1 protein-coding gene is annotated in these 20,443 nt (G+C 74.2%); it reads right to left on the bottom strand.

Features of this window, described 5'->3' with window-relative positions; all coding sequences use genetic code 11:
- Positions 1-6: 6 nt before the first annotated feature.
- Entirely contained in the window at positions 7-20,433 is a 20,427-nt protein-coding gene (locus ABD987_RS03760; protein WP_345386928.1) for an SDR family NAD(P)-dependent oxidoreductase, read from the bottom strand.
- Positions 20,434-20,443 lie beyond the last annotated feature (10 nt).

A 20,443-nucleotide genomic window follows, 5' to 3' on the forward strand; every position in this document is an offset into this window, starting at 1 on the left:
CCAGTCTCACATTTCCCGCGTCGCGTCGTCGAACGCCATCGTGATCAGGCTTTCGGTGTCCATCTCGTCGATCGAATCCCCGTTTCCGTCCACTTCGGACGGTTCCGCTGTGCCGGCGGCGCCCGCCAGTTCGAGCAGGGGTTCCAGCAGTCCGGCGTCCCGCAGGCCGCGGAGCGGGACGGCCCGCAGGATCCGGCGGATCCGCTCCGCCTCGTCCCCGTCCTCGCCGCCGGGCTCGGGGGCCAGCTCGCGCCGCAGGTGCGCGGCGAGTGCCTTCGGCGTCGGATAGTCGAAGATCAGGGTCGCGGACAACCGGAGCCCCACGGCCGCGCTGACCCCGTTGCGGAACTCGACCGCCGAAAGCGAGTCGAATCCCAGCTCGCCGAACGCACGGTCGCCCGGCACCGCCGCGGGGCCGGCGTACCCGAGGATGGCGGCCACCTGCCCGCGCACGATCTCGAGCAGCGCCGCCTCCTGTTTCTCCGGCCGGAGACCGGCGAGACGCCGGCCGAGCGGCTCCGCGGCCGCTCCGCCGGCCCGGCGAGGACGAGGCCGGAAGAGCCCGCGCAACAGCGGCGGGAGGTCCCCGTCCGCGGCCGGGGCGTGCGGGTCCATCCGCATCGGCAGCACCGAGGGCAGGCCCAGCGCCGTGGCGAGGTCGAACAGCTCGAGCCCCTGTTCGACGGTCAGGCCGTCCGCGCCCGACCGCCGCAGCCGGCGGCGGTCGGACTCCGCGAGTTCACCCGCCATGCCCTCGTCACCGGCCCAGGGGCCCCAGGCGAGGGACTGGGCGGGCAGACCGGCTGCCTGCCGATGAGCGGCGAAGGCGTCGAGGAACGTGTTCGCCGCCGCGTAGCCGCCCTGCCCTGCCGCGCCGAACACCCCCGCCGCCGAGGAGAACAGCACGAACGCCGACAACTCCATGTCCGCGGTCAGCTCGTGCAGATTGAGCACCGCGTCGACCTTCGGGCGCAGGACCCCGGCGATCCGGTCCGGGGTCAGCGAACCGATCACCGCGTCGTCGAGCACGCCCGCCGCGTGCACGACCCCGGTCAGTGAACGCCCGGTGAGAAGCTTGGCCAGCGCGTCTCGGTCGGCGACGTCGCAGGCGGCGAGCTCGACCTCGGCGCCCAGCGCCGTCAGTTCCGCCCGCAGCCGGTCCGCGCCCGCGCCGTCCGGGCCGTTACGGCTGACCAGCAGGAGATCACGCACCCCGTGCCCGGTGACGAGATGCCGGGCCACCCGCGAGCCCAGCGCCCCGGTGGCGCCGGTGAGCAGCACGGTACCGCCCCCGGCGAAGCTCCCCGCCGGTCCGGCACCGTCCGCCCGGACCCGGGCGAGCCGCGCCGCGCGAGCCTCGCCGAGGCGCACCACCACCTGCGGCTCGTCGACCGCGAACGCGGCCGGCAGGTCGTCGCGCGCGCAGTCCGCCAGCACGATCCGGCCGGGATGCTCCGACTGCGCCGAGCGCACCAGGCCCCACACCGCCGCGCCCGCGAGATCGGTGACGTCCTCGTGCGGCAGCGCCATCGCGCCCTCGGTGGCCACCACGAGCGTCGACTCGGCGAACCGCTCGTCGGACAGCCAGCGCTGCAGGACGCCGAGGGTGCGCGCGGTCGCCTCTCGCACGGAGCCGGCGTCACCGCCCGGCACCGGCGTGAACACGACCACCGGCGGCGGTGTGCCGTCCCCGAGCCGTTCCCAGTCCACAAAGGACGGTTTGACCGGCCGGACGGCCGGGGCGGGAACCCATTCGAGCGCGAAGAGGGACTCCGCGGCCGCGGTGGAGGTCCCGGCCGTGGCCGGGCGGGAGGTCAGCGAGCCCACCGTGGCCACCGGCGCGCCGTCGAGACCGGCGAGTTCCAGCGCGACGGCGTTCTCCCCGGACGGCGTGATCCGCGCCCGCACGGCGGTGGAGCCGGTGGCGTGCCAGGCGACGTCGGCCCACGCGAACGGGAGCAGGGCGGGAGTGTCCCCGTCCCCGGCGATCATCGCCGCGTGCAGGCAGGAGTCCAGCAGCGCCGGGTGCATCCCGAACCCCTCCGCGCCGGGCACGGCCTGCTCGGGCAGGGAGACCTCCGCGAAGACCTCCTCACCGCGCCGCCAGAGGGCCGTCACCCCCTGGAAGACCGGACCGTAGCCGAACCCGTGCCCGGCCAGCCGTTCGTAGGCGCCGTCGAGGCTCACCGGAGTGGCACCGGTGGGCGGCCACGGGCCCCGGTCGGGCGGGGGCGGCGCGCCCTGGGGCCCGAGCAGCCCGTCCGCGTGCGCCGTCCAGGACGCACCGGGGCCGTCACCGCGCGCGTGGACACGCACCGGGCGCATGCCCTGGTCGTCGGCGTCGCCGACCACGACCTGCACCGCGACGCCGCCGTCCGCGGGCAGCACGAGCGGCGCCCGCACCGTCAGCTCCGCCAGCGCGGAGACGCCGGCCTCCTCGCCCGCCCGGATCGCCAGTTCGGCGAAAGCGGTACCCGGCAGCAGGACCGCGCCCAGCACTTCGTGATCGGCCAGCCACGGCTGGGTGCCGCGCGAGATCCGGCCGGTCAGGACGACCCCACCGGACTCCGGTGCCGGGACGGCGGCGGAGAGCAGCGGGTGGGCCACGGCCTCCTGTCCGGCCGCCGCGGCGTCGGCGGTGAGCGTCCCCGCGGTCAGCCAGTAACGCTCGCGCTCGAAAGCGGAGGTCGGCAGGTCGACACGACGCGCGCCGGCGAAGAACGCGGCCCAGTCGACGGCGCCGCCGGCGACGTAGGTCCCACCGAGCGCGGTGAGCACGGTGTCCGGTTCGGCGCGGTCCCCGCGCAGTGCCGGGAGGACCACCGCGGACCCCGCCGCATCCGGGACCATGGCCGACAGGGCGCCACCGGGACCGAGTTCGACGAAGGTGCGCACACCTTGGGTGGTCAGGAATTCGATCGCGTCGGCGAACCGGACGGTGGCCCTGGCCTGCCGCACCCAGTACTCCGGTGAAGCGAAATCCTCCGCCACAGCACCGCTCACCGTGGAGACCACCGGAATCCGCGGCTCCGCAAAAGAAAGCTCCGAAACCACCGCACGGAAATCCTCCAGCATCGGATCCATCAAAGCCGAATGGAACGCATGCGACACACTGAGCCGCCTGCACTTCCGGCCCGCCGCCCCGAACTTCGAAGCAAGCTCCTCGATCTCCGCCACGGGACCGGACAACACCACCGACTCCGGACCGTTGACCGCCGCCACACTCACGCCCACCGGCAACCACGGCACCACCTCGTCCTCAGCCGCACGCACCGAAAGCATCGCGCCCCCCTCGGGCAACGCCTGCATCAACCGGCCCCGCGCCACCACCAACCGCGCCGCATCCGCCAGTGAAAGCACTCCAGCCACATAAGCCGCCGCGATCTCCCCCACCGAATGACCCATCACGAAATCCGGACGCACACCCCAAGCCTCGAACAACCGGAACAACGCCACCTCGACCACGAACAACCCCGGCTGCGCGAACTCCGTCCGATCCAGGACCTCCACTTCCCCACCCCAGATCACCTCCCGCAACGAACACCCGAGCCACCCGTCCAGTTCGGCCACCACGACATCGAAAGCCCCAGCGAAAACCGGGAAAGACTCATACAGCTCACGACCCATCCCCAACCGCTGCGCACCCTGACCCGTGAACAGGAACGCCATGCGACCGTCGGCCGGGGAGCCGACGGCCACCCCGGGCCCCGTCTCGCCACCGACCACCGCGCCCAAGCGCCGCACCAGTTCGTCCCGATCCGCGCCCACGACCACGGCGCGATGCTCGAACGCCGCACGCCCCGTCGCCAACGAGAAACCCACGTCGGCCGGGGACAAGCCCGGTTCGGACTCCACAAAGGACAGTAGCCGCGCGGCCTGCGCCCGCAGCGCCTCCCCGGTCCTGCCGGACACCGGCCACACCACCGGCGCGCCGTCCGGAACCCGGTCCCCGGCGATCTCCGCCGGGACCTGTTCCAGGATGACGTGGGCGTTGGTGCCGCTGATGCCGAACGACGACACCGCCGCCCGGCGCGGCCGCCCCGTCTCCGGCCATTCCCTGGCCTCCGCCGCCAGCTCCACCGCTCCCGCCGCCCACTCCACCTGTCCGGACGGCTCATCCGCGTGCAACGTCTTCGGCACCACCCCGTGCCGCATCGCCATGACCATCTTGATGACCCCCGCCACCCCGGCCGCGGCCTGGGTGTGCCCCAGATTCGACTTCACCGACCCCAGCAACAACGGGCGTTCACGGTCCTGTCCGTACGTGGCCAAAAGCGCCTGCGCCTCGATCGGGTCCCCCAGCGCGGTGCCGGTACCGTGCCCCTCGACCACGTCAACGTCCGAAGTGGACAGTTCGGCGTTCGCCAGTGCCTGCAGGATCACCCGCTCCTGCGACGGGCCGTTCGGCGCCGTCAACCCGTTCGACGCGCCGTCCTGGTTCACCGCCGAACCCCGTACCAGCGCCAGCACCGGATGCCCGTTCCGCCGGGCGTCCGACAACCGCTCCACCAGCAGCATCCCGACGCCTTCACTCCACCCGGTCCCGTTCGCGTCCGCGGCGAACGACCGGCACCGGCCGTCCGGCGACAGCCCACGCTGGCGGGAGAACTCCACGAACGTGTCCGGCGTCGCCATCACGGCCACGCCACCGGCCAGCGCCAGCGAACACTCGCCGGACCGGAGTGCCTGCGCGGCCAGGTGCAGCGCGACCAGCGACGAGGAGCACGCCGTGTCCACGGTGACCGCCGGCCCCTCCAGACCGAGCACATAGGACACCCGGCCCGAAGCCACCGCTCCCGCGGAGTTGTTGTGCGCGTAGTCGTGGTACATCATCCCGGCGAAAACGCCGGTGGCCGTGCCCTTCACCGAACGCGGATCGATGCCCGCCCGCTCCAGCACCTCCCACGAAACCTCCAGCAACAACCGCTGCTGCGGATCCATGTACAACGCCTCGTTCGGACTGATCCCGAAAAACCCCGGATCGAACTCCCCCGCACCAGCGAGAAAACCACCTTGGCGGGTGTAGGACTTCCCGGGTTTTCCCGGTTCCGGGTCGTACAGGTTCGCGAGATCCCAGCCGCGGTCTGCCGGGAACCCGGCGATCGCGTCACGCGCGCCCGCCACCAGATCCCACAACCCCTCCGGCGAATCCACCCCGCCCGGATACCGGCCCGCCATCGCCACGATCGCGATCGGCTCGTCCCGGCTCGTGGTGACGGCCCTGGCCACACGTGTCCGCGCACCGGTCCCGGCCGCCCCGGCGGCGAGATGCCCGGCCAGCGCACGAGGGGTCGGATGATCGAACACCAGCGTGGCGGGCAGCCGGACGCCGAGCGCGTCGCCGAGCCCGTTGCGGAACTCGACCGCGGTCAGCGAATCGAAGCCGAGATCACCGAACGCGTGGTCCGGTTCGATCGCCTCCGGTCCCGCGTGCCCCAGCGTCGCCGCGGCCTGACGCCGGACCAGGTCCAGGGCCGCCGCCACCCGCTCGCGCTCGGGCAGCTCGGCGAGCCGCTGTCCCCACCTGCCGTGCTCGGCCGGACCGGACGCGGCGGACCGCCGCGTCCGGCGCCCGGTCAGACCGGCGAACAGCGGTGGCAGCTCACCGCCGGACGCCCGCAGCCGCCCGAGGTCGAGCCGCATCGGCAGCAGGGCGGGCGCGCCGGCCGCGATCGCCACGTCGAACAACGCGAGTCCCTGCTCCGCCGACAGCGCGCCGACGCCCAGCCGGCTCATCCGCTTCCGGTCGGCCGGCGCCGGTTCGCCGCCCATGCCCGCCTCGTTTGCCCACAGTCCCCAAGCGAGCGACTGCGCGGCCAGCCCCCGGCCGCGCCGGTGCGCGGCCAAGGCGTCGAGGAACGCGTTGGCGGCGCCGTAGTTGGCCTGCCCGGCGTTGCCCACCGTGCCCGCCGCCGAGGAGAACAGCACGAACGCCGACAGCTCCATGTCCTCGGTCAGCTCGTGCAGGTTGACCGCGGCGTCGACCTTGGGCCGGAGCACCTTTCCCAGCTGCTCCGCGGAAAGCGTGCCGAGCACGCCGTCGTCGAGGACACCGGCGAGGTGCACCACCGCGCGCAGGGGACGGTCCCCGGGGATCGCGGCCAGCACGGCGGCCAGTCCGTCCCGGTCCGCCGCGTCGCACGCGACGACCTCGACCCGCGCGCCGAGCGCGGTCAGCTCCCCGGCCAGCTCGGACATGCCGGGTGCCTCCCGGCCCCGGCGTCCGGTCAGCAGGAGGTCACGCACGCGATGGCCGGTGACCAGATGCCGGGCGAGCAGCCGCCCCAGCGCGCCGGTGGCGCCGGTGAGCAGCACCGTTCCCGAGGGGCCGAAGGTCGCCGACGGCTCTTCCGCCGCCATCGGCACCCGGCCCAGCCGTGCCGCGTGCGGCACCCCGGCACGGACGGCGACCTGCGGTTCGCCCGTGGCGAGTGCCGTCCGGAGGTCGGCCGCGGCGCAGTCGGCGAGCACGACCCGGCCCGGTTCCTCCGCCTGTACCGCGCGGACCAGGCCCCACACGGCGGCGCCGGCCAGATCCGTCACGTCTTCGCCGGGGAGCGCCACGGCGCCCTCGGTCCGGACGACGAGGGTGGAGGCGGCGAAACGCTCGTCGGCCAGCCATGTCCGCAGGACCTCCAGCACGGCCAAAGTGGCCGTGTGCGCCACGCCCGCACCGGTTCCGGCCGGGGGACGCAGCACCACGAACTCCGGGACCGGGCCCTCGCCGAGCGTGTCCCAGCCGACCGGCGTGACGTCGGCCGCGCGCACCGGGACGGCCGGCCACTCCAGCCGGAACAGCGACTCGTGGAACGCCGCGCGCGCGGCGTTCAGCTGCTCCGCGGTGATCTCACGCAGCGCCAGCGACGTGGCCGAAAGCACCGGCCGGCCCGCGGAATCCGCCACCGTCACCGAGACCGCGCCGGACGCGACCCCGGCCAGCCGCACCCGCAGTGCCGAAGCGCCCGCCGAGTGCAGCGTCACTCCCGTCCAGGCGAACGGCAGCGCGGCGCCGGACGGCGGCCCAGTCAGCGCGACCGCGTGCAGCGCCGCGTCCAGCAGCGCCGGATGCACTCCGTAACCGGCCGCGTCACCGGCTTCCGGCAGCGCCACTTCGGCGAAGACCGCGTCACCCGTCTTCCAGGCGGCGCGCAGCCCCTGGAACAGCGGGCCGTAGTCCAGCCCTGCCTCGGACAACGTCGCGTAGAACCCGGTCAGGTCAAGCGATTCCGCGTCCGGGGGCGGCCAGCTGGTCAGCTCGGCCTCGGGCTGGGTGGCCGCCGGGGCGAGGACACCGGTCGCGTGCCGCAGCCACGGCGCGCCGGGGTCGTCCTCCGCGCGTGAATGGATGGTCACGCCGCGAGTGCCGTTCTCGCCGGGCGCGGTCAGCACCACCTGGCAGATCACCGCGCCCCGCTCCGGCAGCGCCAGCGGCGTTTCGAGGGTCAGCTCGGCGAGCTCCGCCGCACCGGCCTGATCACCGGCGTGCACGGCCAGTTCGAGGAAACCGGTGCCCGGGAACAGCACCGTCCCGCCGACGACGTGATCGGCCAGCCACGGCTGGGTGGCCAGCGACAGCCGTCCGGTGCTCACCGTCGTGCCGGAGTCCGCCAGCGGCACGGTCGCGCCGAGCAGCGGGTGCCCCGCCGGGGCCAGGCCCGCCGACCCGGGATCGCCGTCGGCGCGGGCGCTGGGCAACCAGAAGTGCCGGTGCTCGAAGGCGTACGTGGGCAGGAGGGTGCGACGGGCTCCGGACCCGGCGAAGACCGCGTCCCAGTCGACCTTCCCGCCGCTGACCTGTACCGCGCCCAATGCGGCGTAGCAGGCTTCCACCTCCGGCCTGTCCCGGCGCGAAACCGGTACGGCCAGCGCGGCTTCGACCACGTCGGGCACCATCGCGGACAGCGCGCCGTCCGGGCCGAGTTCGACGAAGCGCGTCACGCCCTGGGCGGAGAGAAACCCGGCCGCGGCCGCGAAACGCACGGTCTCGCGCACCTGCCGCACCCAGTAGTCCGGCGAGGTCAGCTCGTCGGCGAGCACGCCCGAGACGGTCGAGACCACCGGGATCGCCGGCGGGGCTGGGGAGAGCTCCGCCGCCACGGCCCGGAATCCGTCCAGCATCGGGTCCATCAGCGCCGAGTGGAAGGCGTGCGACACGCTCAGGCGCGTGCACTTCCGTCCCCTCCCGGTGAACCGGTCCGCCACGGCCTGGACCTCGGGCTCCGCCCCGGACACCACAACCGATTCCGGCCCGTTGACCGCCGCGATCGACAGCTTCGCCGAGACGAACGGCGCCACCTCCGCCTCGGTCGCGCGTACGGCGAGCATCGCGCCTCCCTCGGGCAGCGCCTGCATCAACCGGCCACGCGCGACCACCAGCTTCGCCGCGTCAGCCAGGGAAAACACGCCGGCGACGTGTGCCGCCGCGAGCTCCCCGACGGAGTGACCGGCCACGAAACCGGGCCGCACGCCCCAGCTTTCGAGCAGCCGGAACACCGCCACCTCGACCGCGAACAAGGCGGGCTGCGCGAACTCCGTGCGGCTCAGGAGGACGGCGTCCCCGCCCCACACCACCTCGCGCAGTGGCTGCCCGAGGTGCCGGTCGAGTTCGGCCACCACGGCGTCGAAGGCGGTGGCGAACGCGGGGAAGGCGTCATACAGCTCACGACCCATGCCCGGCCGCTGCGCGCCCTGGCCGGTGAACAGGAACGCCGTGCCGCCCTCGGCCGGGGAGCCGGCAACCACCCCGGGCCCCGTTTCGCCACCGGCCACCGCGCCCAGCCGCCGCGTCAGCTCCGCGCGCCCGGCTCCCACCACCACGGCACGGTGCTCCAGCGCGCTCCGGCCGGTGGCCAGCGAGAACCCCACGTCGGCCGGAAGAAGCCCGGGTTCGGACTCCACAAAGGACAGCAGGCGGGCGGCCTGGGCCCGGAGCGCGTCCGGTGTCTTTCCGGACAGCACCCACGGCACCGTGGCGTCACCGACGGCGCGGCTCGCCGGGGAGTCCGCCGGAACGTCTTCGAGAACGACGTGGGCGTTGGTGCCGCTGATGCCGAACGACGACACCGCCGCCCGGCGCGGCCGCCCCGTCTCCGGCCACGCGCGAGACTCGGCGACCAGTTCCACCGCGCCGGTGGTCCAGTCCACCTGCTCCGAAGGCGCCTCCGCGTGCAACGTCCTCGGCACCACACCGTGCCGCATCGCCATGACCATCTTGATGATCCCCGCCACCCCGGCGGCGGCCTGCGTGTGCCCCAGATTCGACTTCACCGACCCCAGCAACAACGGGCGTTCACGATCCCGGCCATACGTGTTCAGCAACGCCTGCGCCTCGATCGGATCACCCAACGCGGTGCCGGTACCGTGCCCCTCCACCACATCGACGTCCGAAGTGGACAGTCCAGCGTTCGCCAGCGCCTGCCGGATCACCCGCTCCTGCGAAGGACCATTCGGCGCCGTCAACCCGTTCGACGCACCATCCTGGTTCACCGCCGAACCCCGCACCAGCGCCAGCACCTGACGGCCGTTGCGCCGGGCGTCGGACAGCCGTTCCAGCAACAGCAGGCCCACTCCCTCGCTCCAGCTCGTCCCGTTCGCGTCCGCGGCGAACGACCGGCACCGGCCGTCCGGCGACAACCCGCCCTGGCGGCTGAACTCGACGAAGACCTCGGGCGTCGCCATCACGGCCACCCCACCGGCCAGCGCCAGCGAACACTCGCCGGACCGCAACGCCTGCGCGGCCAGATGCAACGCCACCAACGACGACGAACACGCCGTGTCCACCGTCACCGCCGGCCCCTCCAGACCGAGCACATAGGACACCCGGCCCGAAGCCACCGCTCCCGCCGCGCTGTTGTGCGCGTAGTCGTGGTACATCATCCCCGCGAAAACGCCCGTATCACTCCCCCGCACCGAACGCGGATCGATGCCCGCCCGCTCCAGCACCTCCCACGCAACCTCCAGCAACAACCGCTGCTGCGGATCCATGTACAACGCCTCGTTCGGACTGATCCCGAAAAACCCCGGATCGAACTCCCCCGCACCAGCGAGAAAACCGCCCCGGTCCACATAACTCGTGCCCGGCCGCACACCGTCCGGGTCATACAGGTTCGCCAGATCCCAGCCCCGATCGACCGGGAACCCGGCGATCGCGTCCTCCCCGGCCGCCACCAGATCCCACAGACCCTCCGGTGAGACCACCCCACCCGGATACCGGCCCGCCATCGCCACGATCGCGATCGGCTCGTCCCGGCTCGTGGTGACCGGCGCGACGGCCCGTGCCGCCACCCCGCTCCCGGAGATCTCGCCCAGCAGGAACCGGGCCAGCGCGATCGGGTTCGGGTGGTCGAACACCACCGTGGCGGGCAGCCGCACCCCCACCGCCTCGCTCAGCGTGTTGCGGAATTCGACCGCGGTCAGCGAATCGAAGCCGAGTTCGCTGAACGCGCGGCCGGGATCCACCGCCGACGGCCCGGCGTGGCCGAGGATCGACGCCGCGCGGGCACGCACGAGGTCCACCAACGCCGTTTCGCGGTGTTCTTCGTCCAGTCCGGACAGCCGGCGAGCCGTTTCGCCGATCGCCGCCCCCTCGCCGACGGCCCGGCGCGAGCGGACGCGGACGAGACCGCGGAACACCGCGGGCAGCGCGTCCCCCGCCCCGGCCAGCAGCGCGAGATCGAGCCGGGCGGGCACCAGTACCGCGACGTCGGCCGAAACCGAGCGGTCGAACAGCGCCAGGCCCTCCTCGGCGGTCAGCGGGCGGACGCCGGTGCGGCCGATCCGCTGCCTGCCCGCGACACCGAGCCTGCCCGCCATGCCCGCCTCGTCGTCCCACAGTCCCCAGGCCAGTGCCTGGCCGGGCAGGCCGAGGGCCCGCCGGTGGGTCGCGAGCGCGTCCAGGAACGCGTTGGCGGCGGCGTAGTTGCCCTGTCCCGGCGCGCCGAGCACGCCCGCGGCGGAGGAGAACAGCACGAACGCCGACAGGTCCATCCCCTCGGTCAGCTCGTGCAGGTTCACCGCCGCGTCGACCTTGGGCCGCAGCACCGTGTCGATCCGTTCGGGCGTCAACGCCCCGAGCACGCCGTCGTCCAGGACCCCGGCCGCGTGGACGACCCCGCGCACCGGCCGCCGCGCCAGCAGCTCGGCCAGTGCCGCCCGGTCGGCCACGTCACAGGCGGCGAACTCGACGTCGGCGCCGAGGCCCGCCAGTTCGTCCCGTAGTTCCCCCGCGCCGGGGGCCGCCGCGCCCCGGCGGCTCACGAGCAGCAGGCTGTCGACGCCGTGGGCGGCCACGAGATGCCGTGCGACCAGCGCGCCCAGCGTCCCCGTCGCACCGGTGACCAGGACCGTGCCCCCGGGCGCGAATCCGCGCGAGGACGCCGGTTCCGGGGCGGGCACCCTGGCGAGCCGGGCCGCGAAGACCTCGCCCCCGCGCACGGCCACCTGCGGCTCGCCCGAGGCGAGCACCGCCGGGAGATCGCCGGGCCCGCAGTCGGCCAGCACGATCCGGCCCGGGTGTTCCGCCTGCGCCGAGCGCACCAGGCCCCAGACCGCCGCCCCGGCCAGGTCGGTGACGTCCTCGCCCGGCAGGGCCACCGCGCCCTCGGTGACCACGACCAGTGTGGCCTCGGCGAACCGCTCCCCGGACAGATACTCCCGGAGCACCGCGAGTGCCCGGTGGGTGGCCGCGCGCACGGCTTCCGGGCCGGTGCCCGGTGCGCTCCGGAGGACGACCGCGTCCGGGGTGGCCGCTTCGTCCGCACCGTCCCAGCCGGTGACGGAGACGGGCGAGCCCTCGGAGACCGGGACGGGAGTCCAGGCAGGCCGGAACAGGGCGTCGGGAACCCCGTGCGTCCCGGGCCCGTCCGCGACGATTTCCCGCAGCACCAGGGAATCGGCGGAGAGGACGGGATTCCCGGCCTCGTCAGCCACCGTGATCGCGTACCCGCTCGCCCCGGCAGGTGCCAGCCGGACCCGGACGCGGGAGGCGCCCGATGCGTGCAGGGTCACCCCGGACCAGGCGAAGGGCAGCCGCGCGGTCCGTTCTCCGCCCGGCCGTAGCGCCACCGCGTGCAGGCCGGCGTCGAGCACCGCCGGATGCAGTCCGTACTCCGCCGCGTCCCCGGCCACCGGCAGCTCGACCTCGGCGTAGACCTCGTCCCCGCGCAGCCAGGCGGCCCGCAGTCCCCGGAACACCGGGCCGTAGGCCAGCCCGCCTTCGGCGACCCAGTCGTAGAAACCGTCGAGCGACACCGCGGACGCCCCCGCCGGTGGCCACTCGGCCAGGCCGGGCGCCGCCGCCTTGGCCCGCCGCGGGCCGAGCACACCCTCGGCGTGTGCGATCCACGGCGCGCCGGGCTCCTCGGCGCGCGACCGGATGCCCAGTGTCCGCCTGCCCGCCGGCCCCGGTGCGCCGACGGTCACCCGCAACGCGACGCCGCCGCGCGCGGGAAGCGCCAGCGGCGCCCGCAGGGTCAGCTCTTCGAGCGAACCGCAGTCGACCTCGTCGCCGGCGCGGACCGCCAGCTCGACGAACCCGGTTCCCGGGAACAGCACCGCACCGGCCACCACGTGATCGGCGAGCCAGGACGGCGCGGACATCGCGAGCCTGCCGGTCAGCTGCACGTCCCCGGAGTCCGGCGACACGACCACCGCGCTCAGCAGCGGATGCCCGGCGGATTCCAGGCCGCTGGCCGTCACGTCGCCGAGCCCGGCCACCGAGCCGGCCCACGCCACGCTCCAGTAGTCCGCGATGTCGACCCAGTAGCGGTCCCGCCGGAACGCGTAGGTGGGCAGTTCCACGGCCTTGGCTCCCCGGCCGGCGAAGAACTCCGCCCAGTCGACGGCGATCCCGCGGACATGGCACACGCCGAGGGCCGAAACCAGCTCGCGCACCTCACTCCGGTCACGCCGCGACACCGGCACGAAGGCGACGTCCGGGCCCGCGCTGTCCGGCGCCACGCCCGACAGCACGCCGTCCGGCCCCAGTTCGAGGACCGTGCCGACACCGCGTTCCCCGAGTTCACGCACGCAGTCGGCGAAACGCACGGTGGCCCGGACCTGGTTCACCCAGTACCCGGGGGAATCCAGATCCTCGACGGCGGTTCCGCGCACCGTCGAGATCACCGGAATCTCCGGCGCGGCGAAGGAAAGCCCGGCCACCACCTCGCGGAAGCCGGCCAGCATCGGATCCATCGCCGCCGAGTGGAAGGCGTGGGACACCTTCAGCCGGGCACATTTCCGTCCGAGTTCCTCGAAACGCCGGGCGACGGCGAGCACGTCGGGCTCGGCGCCGGAGATCACCACGGACTCCGGCCCGTTGACCGCCGCGACCGAGACCTTTTCCGAGACGAACGGCAGGATCTCGGCCTCCGCCGCCCGGATCGCCACCATCGTGCCGCCTTCGGGCAGCGCCTGCATGAGACGTCCGCGCGCCACCACCAGTTCGGCCGCGTCGGCGAGGGAGAGCACACCGGCGACGTGCGCCGCGGTCACCTCGCCGATCGAGTGCCCGGCCACGAAGTCCGGCCGGACGCCCCAGCTCTCGAACAGGCGGAACAGCGCGACCTCGACCGCGAACAGGCCCGGCTGCGCGAACTCCGTCCGGTCCACCTCGCCGGTGTCCGCGCCCCAGATCACCTCGCGCAGCGGGCGGGCGAGCCGGGCGTCCAGCGCCGCGGTGACCGCGTCGAAGGCCGCGGCGAACGCGGGGAAGGTTTCGTACAGTTCGCGGCCCATGCCCGGCCGCTGCGCGCCCTGGCCGGTGAACAGGAACGCCGTGGACCCGGTGGCCGCCCGGCCGGTACCGCCGTCCTCCGCCGCCAGCGCGGCGAGCGAGCGGCGCAGTTCCTCGCGGGTCTCCCCCACCAGCACCGCGCGGTGCTCGAAGACCGCTCTCGACGTCGCCAGCGAGAACGCGACGTCGAGCGGAGACACCTCCGGCTGTTCGTCCACTGTGGACAGCAGGCGCGTGGCCTGTGCGCGCAGGGCCTCGGGGGTCCGTCCCGAAAGCACCCAGGGCACCACGCCCCCGGTGCCGGGCAGGGCACGGGCCTGGTCCCCGGCTTCGGCCTGTTCGAGGATCACGTGCGCGTTGGTGCCGCTGATCCCGAACGAGGAGACCGCGGCCCGGCGCGGACGCCCGGCGACCGGCCATTCCCTGGCCTCGGCCAGCAGTTCGACCGCGCCCGAGGACCAGTCCACCTCCCGGGTCGGCGTCTCGGCGTGCAGGGTCTTCGGCAGGACTCCGTGCCGCATCGCCTCGACCATCTTGATGACACCGGCGACCCCGGCCGCGGCCTGCGTGTGCCCGAGGTTCGACTTCAGCGACCCCAGCCACAGCGGCTCGCCGTCGCGGTCCCTGCCGTAGGTCGCGAGCAGTGCCTGTGCCTCGATCGGGTCCCCCAGCGGCGTGCCGGTGCCGTGCGCCTCGACGACGTCGACGTCCGAAGAGGACAGTCCGGCGCCTGCCAGCGCCTGCCGGATCACCCGCTGCTGCGCCGGGCCGTTGGGCGCGGTCAGCCCGTTGGACGCGCCGTCGGAGTTGACCGCGATCCCGCGGACCAGCGCCAGCACGCGATGCCCGCGACGGCGCGCGTCGGAGAGCCGCTCGACCAGCAGCAGGCCGGCGCCCTCGCCCCAGCCGGTCCCGTCGGTCCCGTCGGCGAACGACTTGCACCGGCCGTCGGCCGCCAGCGCGCGCTGCCGGCTGAACTCGACGAACATCTCCGGCGTCGCCATGACCGCGACGCCACCGGCCAGCGCGAGCTCGCACTCGCCGGAACGCAGCGCCTGCGCGGCGAGGTGCAGCGCCACCAGCGACGAGGAGCACGCGGTGTCCACCGTCATCGACGGCCCCTCGAACCCGAACACGTAGGACACCCGGCCCGAGGCGATCGCGCCGGTACTGCTGTTGGCGGCGTAGTCGTGGTAGGTCATCCCGGTGAACACCGCGGTCCGGCTGCCGCGCAGCGACGCCGGATCGATGCCCGCGTGTTCGAAGGTCTCCCAGGCCGTCTCCAGCAGCAGCCGTTGCTGCGGGTCCATCGTCAGCGCCTCGTTCGGGCTGATCCCGAAGAACGCCGGGTCGAAATCGGCGGCGTCGTGCAGGAAACCCCCGCTCAGGGTGTAGCTGGTGTTCGGCCGGTCGCCGGCGGGATCGTAGAGCGCGTCGAGGTCCCAGCCCCGATCCGGCGGGAACTCCGAGATCGCGTCCCCGCCCTCGGCGACCAGCCGCCACAGGTCGGCCGGGGAGGCGACACCGCCCGGGTACCGGCACGCCATCCCGACGATCGCGATCGGTTCGTCCGTGACGGCCGCCGGGGCCGTCGCCGCGGCGAGGTCCTCGTCCCCGGCGACCTCGGCCAGCAGATGCCGGGCGAGCACCTCGGCGGTCGGATAGTCGAACACCAGCGTGGCGGGCAGGTGGACACCTACGGCGTCGGCGAGCCCGTTGCGGAACTCGACCGCGGTGAGCGAGTCGAAGCCGAGTTCGCTGAACGCGCGGCCGGGATGCACCGCCCGCGCGGACTCGAAACCCAGCACCAGAGCGGCCTGGCCGAGGACGACGTCGAGCAGCGCGGCCTCCCACTCCGCCTCGGGCAGCGCCGCGAGCAGCCGCCGCAGCGCGCTCGCCGTCGCGCCGGGAGCACCGCCCGCCGCCGCCCGGCGCCGCGCGCCGAAGGCCAGCCCGCGCACCAGTTCCCCGGCGCCTTCCCCGTGCGCGCGCACCGCCGCCAGATCGAACCGCACCGGGGCGACGGCCGCGGACCTCGCGCCCATGGCCCTGTCGAACAGCGCCAAGCCGTCCTCGGGAGTCAGGGGGACCAACCCGCCCTGGGAAATCCTCGCCCGCCCCGCGCCGCCGAGCCCGCCCGCCATCCCGCCCTCGACCGCCCACAGGCCCCAGGCGAGCGAACACGCCGGCCGCCCCTCCGCCCTCCGGCGGGTCGCGAGCGCGTCCAGGAAGGCGTTGGCGGCCGCGTAGTTTCCCTGCCCCGGCGCGCCCAGCAGCCCCGCCGCGGAGGAGAACACCACGAACGCCGAGAGGTCCATGTCCGCGGTCAGCTCGTGCAGGTTCCACGCGCCCTCGGCCTTCGGGCCGAACACGACGTCCACCCGCTCCGGTGTCAGCGAACCGATCACCCCGTCGTCCACGACCCCGGCCGCGTGCACCACCCCGGTCAGCATCCGGCCGGCCAGCACACCGGCCAGTGCCACGCGGTCGGCCACGTCGCACGCCGCGAACTCCACCTCGGCGCCCAGCGCGGTCAGCTCGTCCCGCAGCTCGGTGGCGCCGGCGGCGTCCGCGCCTCGCCTGCTGACCAGCAGCAGGCTTTCCACGCCGTACGCGGTCACCAGGTGCCGCGCGACCAGCGCGCCCAGCGATCCCGTCGCGCCGGTGACCAGCACCGTGCCGCCGGGGCCGAATCCGGTGCCCACGCGTGCCTCGTCCAGCGGCGCGCGCACCAGCCGGGCCGCGCGCGAAACGCCGTCGCGGACCACGACCTGGGACGCGCCCGCGGCCACGACGGCCGCGAGGTCCGGCTCGCCCCGGACGTCGGCCAGCAGGATCCGGCCGGGGTGCTCGGACTGCGCCGACCGCACCAGGCCCCACACCGCCGCGCCCGCCAGATCGGGTGCCCCCTCCCCCGGCAACGCGACGGCGCCCTCGGTCACCACCAGCAGCCTGGCCGCGGAAAACCTCTTCTCGGCAAGGAAATCCCGCAGGACCGCGAGCGTCCGCCGGGTGGCCGCGAGCGCCGCCGCGCCGTCGGCGCCGGGAGCACAGCGCAGCACGACGACGTCGGGGACCTCGTCCGAAACCTCCTCCCAGTCCACAGTGGACACTGGAACCTCGGCGGCTCCCGGCGTGACCGCCCACTGGACTTCGAACAGCGAATCGGTGAAGCCGCTGCCCGGTTCGAGGGACGTCCGCCGCATCGTCACCGAGCCGATCGAGGCCACCGGGTCGCCCGTCGCGTCGGCGAGCACCAGCGCGACCCGGTCGGTGTCCAGCGCGGTGATCCTCACCCGCACCTCGGCGGCTCCCGCGGCGTGCAGCTCGAAGCCGGACCACGCGACCGCCTGGGCGTTCTCGTCGACGCCGAGCAGTGTCGCCAGACGAAGGCAGGACTCCAGCAGGCTGGGATGCAGGCCGAACCGGGCCGCTTCGCCGCGGATCCGGCCGGGCAGGGAGACCTCGGCGAACAGATCGTCACCGGATCGCCAGACGACCGGTGACTCCGGGAGCGCCGGGCCGGGATCGAGCTCCCTCGCGTCCGCGGGCGGCCACTCGGTCAGCGCTTCGGCCGCGCCACGCCCGCCGAGCAGCACCCCGGTCACCTGGCGGGTCCACGGCCCGTCGGGCCCGGCGACTTCGTCGCGCGCGTAGATCGTGACGACGTCGCGGGCTTCCTCGGGAGTGACGACGACCTGAAGCCAGACCCCGCCGGTTTCGGGCAGCACCAGCGGCCTGAGCACGGTGAGTTCGTCCAGCACGGCGCGCCCGCTCTGGTCACCCGCGCGGATGGCGAGTTCGGCGAAAGCCGCCGGGGGGAAGACGACGACGTCCTCCACCCGGTGCTCGGCCAGCCATGGCTGCGCGGCGACCGAGACCCGGCCGGTGAGCACCACGCCCCCGGAGTCGGCGAGAGTGATGGCCGCGCCCAGCAGCGGGTGGTCGGCACCGGCCAGACCCGCCGAGGCGAGGTCGCCCACCACGGACCGGGCGTCGATCCAGTAGTTCTCGCGCTGGAAGGCATACGTCGGCAGATCGGCGCGGCGCGCCCCGGAACCGGCGAACACCGCGGCCCAGTCCGGGGCCACGCCCGCCACGTGCAGCCGCGCGAGGGCGGCGAGCAGGCTGTCCGGTTCGGCCGTTTCCTTACGCAGCAAGGGAACGGCCACCGCCGGATCCACGATCGCCGGGACCATGGCGGACAGCACCCCGTCCGGGCCGAGCTCGGCGAACCGCGTCACCCCCGCCCCGGCCAGGAACCCGACACCGTCCCCGAACCGGACCGGCTCCCGCACGTGCCGCACCCAGTACTCCGGGCTGCCCCACTCCACGGCCGGGCCACCGGTCACAGTGGACACTCCGGAGATTTCCGGTTCGGCGAAGGAAAGTCCTTCGACCACGGCGCGGAACTCCGCCAGCATGGGGTCCATCAGCGCCGAGTGGAACGCGTGGGAAACGTCGAGCCGTCTGCACCTGCGGCCCCGCGCCCCGGCGAGCGCCGCCACGGCCAGCACCCCCGGTTCCGGGCCGGACACCACGACGGCGTCCGGCCCGTTGACCGCCGCGAGGTCCACGCCGTCCGGCAGCCAGGTCAGGACCTCCGCTTCGGGAGCGCCGACCGCGAGCATCGCGCCACCGGCGGGCAACGCCTGCATCAGGCGCCCGCGCGCGACCACCAGTTCGGCCGCGTCGGCCACCGGCCACACGCCCGCGACGTGGGCCGCGGCCACCTCGCCGATCGAGTGCCCGGCCACGAAGTCCGGCCGCACGCCCCAGGACTCGAACAACCGGAACAACGCCACCTCGACCGCGAACAGCCCCGGCTGCGCGAACTCCGTCCGGTGCACCGCCTCGGCGTCCTCGCCCCAGAGCACCGCGCGCAGCGAACACCCGAGCCGCGCGTCCAGCTCCGCGACCACCTCGTCGAACGCCTCCGCGAACACCGGGAACGCCTCGTACAGCTCGCGGCCCATGCCCGGCCGCTGCGCGCCCTGGCCGGTGAACAGGAAGGCCGTGGCCCCCGCGTCCGCCGTGCCGCGCGGCACGCCGGGCCGGGCCCGGTCCCGCGCCACGGCCGCCAGCCCGGCCAGCGCTTCCGCACGGTCCCCGGCCAGGACGACCGCGCGGTGTTCGAACGCGCCGCGGCCGGTGGCCAGCGAGAACCCGACGTCCAGCGGCGCCGTCCCCGGCCGGTCCTCCAGGTGCGCCAGCAGGCGCGCGGCCTGCTCCCGCAACGCTTCGGGCGTGTGGCCGGACAACGGCCACGGCACCGGGCCGGGCAGCCCGCCGGACGGGGTTTCGGCGGGCTGGTCGTCCGGCGCCTGCTCCAGGATGACGTGCGCGTTGGTCCCGCTCAGCCCGAACGCGGAGACGCCGGCTCGTCGCGGCCGCTCGGCGACCGGCCACGCGATCCGCTCGGTCAGCAGCTCGACCCGGCCCGTCGTCCAGTCGACGTGGCTGGTCGGCTCGGTCACGTGGAGGGTCTTCGGCAGCACGCCTTCGCGCAGCGCCATGACCATCTTGACGACCCCGGCGACCCCCGCCGCGCTCTGGGTGTGCCCCAGGTTCGACTTGACCGACCCCAGCCACAGCGGCCGGTCCGCCGGACGGCCGCGGCCGTAGGTGGCCAGCAGCGCCTGCGCCTCGATCGGGTCCCCCAGCGTGGTACCGGTACCGTGCGCCTCGACGGCATCGACGTCCATTGTGGACAGACCGGCGGCGGCGAGCGCCTGGCGGATGACGTCGCGCTGTGCCGATCCGTTCGGCGCGGTGAGCCCGTTGGACGCCCCGTCCGAGTTGACCGCGCTGCCCCGGACCACGGCGAGCACCGGATGCCCGAGCCGCCGCGCGTCGGAAAGCCTCTCCAGCAACAGCATCCCGGCGCCCTCGGACCAGCCCGTGCCGTCGGCCGAATCGGAGAACGGCTTGCAGCGGCCGTCCGGTGCCAGCCCGCGCTGCCTGCTGAACGCGACGAACGGCGCCGGGGTGGCCATCACCATCACCCCGCCGGCCAGCGCCATCGCGCACTCACCCGACCGCAGCGACCGGGAGGCCAGGTGCAGTGCGGTCAGCGACGACGAGCACGCGGTGTCCACCGTGACCGCGGGTCCCTCCAGCCCCAGCGTGTAGGCGACCCTGCCGGACACGACGGCGGACACGTTGGTGGTGGCCATGTACTGCTCGGCCAGTTCGGGCACCGACTCCAGCAGGGAGCCGTAGTCCTGCACCCCCGCACCGGCGAAGACGCCGACGCGGGATCCCCGCACCGAAGCCGGATCGATCCCGGCGCGCTCGAAGGCTTCCCAGCAGACCTCAAGCATCAGCCGCTGCTGCGGATCGGTGGCCAGCGCCTCGCGCGGGCTGATCCCGAAGAACCCGGGGTCGAACTCGCCCGCGTCGTGGAGGAAACCACCGGCGTGCACATAGCTGGTCCCGGTGCGGTCCGCACCCGGGTCCCGGAGCCGTTCGAGATCCCAGCCGCGGTTGTCCGGGAAACCGGTGATCGCGTCCCCGCCCTCGGCGACGAGCGCCCAGAGATCCTCCGGCGAGCGCACCCCGCCCGGGTACCGGCAGCTCATCGCGACGATCGCGATAGGTTCGGCCGCCGCCTCCTCGGTCTCCCGCAGCCGCCGGCGAGTCTGCTGCAGGTCGGCGGTGACGCGCTTCAGGTATTCGAGCAGCTTCTCGTCGTCGGGCATCGCAGTCCCA

It is taken from the genome of Amycolatopsis samaneae (assembly GCF_039541975.1).
Classification (GTDB): Bacteria; Actinomycetota; Actinomycetes; order Mycobacteriales; family Pseudonocardiaceae; genus Amycolatopsis; species Amycolatopsis samaneae.

What these genes read in the sequence shown, in the direction of transcription:
- ABD987_RS03760 (WP_345386928.1), bottom strand. Translation starts at nt 20,433, where the DNA reads ATGCCCGACGACGAGAAGCTGCTCGAATACCTGAAGCGCGTCACCGCC.